We start from the raw sequence: 1,246 nt of genomic DNA, 5'->3' as shown, positions 1-1,246 counted from the left end.
GCACCCAGATCCTGCAGCAGGCCGGTACGGCCATGCTGGCCCAGGCCAACCAGGTACCGCAGAACGTGCTCAGCCTGTTGCAGCGCTGACATGAGCCGCCCCCGGGGCACGTCGGGGGCGTCTGACCCAACTCACGTGCAACCGCTCAAGGACCTCTCCTCATGGCACAAGTCATCAACACCAATACGATGTCGTTGAATGCTCAGCGTAACCTGAGCACCAGCGGCAGCTCGCTGGCTACCACCATCCAGCGCCTGTCCTCCGGTTCGCGCATCAACAGCGCCAAGGACGACGACGGCATCTCGCTGGCCCAGGTCGCCGAAGGTTCGCTGACCGAAATCGGCAACAACCTGCAGCGCGTCCGCGAGCTGTCGGTGCAGGCCGCCAACGCCACCAACTCGGCCAGCGACCGCAAGGCCCTGCAGGCCGAAGTGACCCAGCTGGTCTCGGAAATCGACCGCGTTGCCAAGCAGTCCGACTTCAACGGCACCAAGCTGCTGGACGGTTCGTTCTCCAGCCAGCTGTTCCAGGTCGGTGCCAACGCCGGCCAGGCCATCGCCATCGACAAGACCATCGATGCCAAGGCCAACGCCCTGGGCGGCGCCAAGTTCGACACCAACTCGCTGGCCCTGGCCGACCCGGGCACCAACGCCGACTTCAAGGTCACTGGCCTGCAGATCAATGGCGTCACCATCGCCGACGTCGATGTCAAGCAGGGTGCCGACGCCGCTGCTACCGGCAAGGCCTCCCGCGAGGCGCTGGTGACTGCCATCAACGCCAAGATCGGTGAGACCGGTGTCTACGCCGAAGTGAACGGCGCCGCTGGCGTCACCCTGACCTCGGTCAAGGACAGCGTCAACGCCGATGGCTCGTTCAAGGCCATCACCGCTTCGGTGGGCACCTGGACCGGCGCCACCGCCCCGACCTTCACCGCCACCACTGCTGCTGCAGCGCCGGCCGCGAAGTACGCCAGCAACCTGGACGTCAGCACCGTGAAGGGCGCCCAGCAGGCGATGGAAATCGTCGACAAGGCCCTGGGTGCGATCAACAGCACTCGTGCCGACCTGGGCGCCGTGCAGAACCGCTTCACCTCGGTGGTGGCCAACCTGCAGACCTCGTCGGAGAACCTGTCGGCTTCGCGTAGCCGCATCAAGGACACCGACTTCGCCAAGGAAACCGCAGAACTGACCCGCACCCAGATCCTGCAGCAGGCCGGTACGGCCATGCTGGCCCAGGCCAACCAGGT

General features: G+C 65.7%; 2 protein-coding genes. Both read left to right on the top strand.

Annotation, left to right across the window (positions count from 1 at the left end):
* Positions 1-8 precede the first annotated feature (8 nt).
* Complete coding sequence (locus tag PEM_RS20480) at positions 9-89, top strand: flagellin (protein WP_341353011.1); 81 nt, start codon at positions 9-11, stop codon at positions 87-89.
* A gap of 72 nt (positions 90-161) precedes the next feature.
* On the top strand, positions 162-1,246 hold a 1,085-nt coding region (locus PEM_RS10075), incomplete at its 3' end, for a flagellin (protein ID WP_162911615.1).

The organism is Stenotrophomonas sp. Pemsol, from assembly GCF_003586545.1.
In the GTDB taxonomy this organism is placed as follows: Bacteria; Pseudomonadota; Gammaproteobacteria; order Xanthomonadales; family Xanthomonadaceae; genus Stenotrophomonas; species Stenotrophomonas sepilia.
The sequence above is the reverse complement of the archived record's forward strand: the minus strand, read 5'-3'. Positions and strand labels throughout refer to the sequence as shown.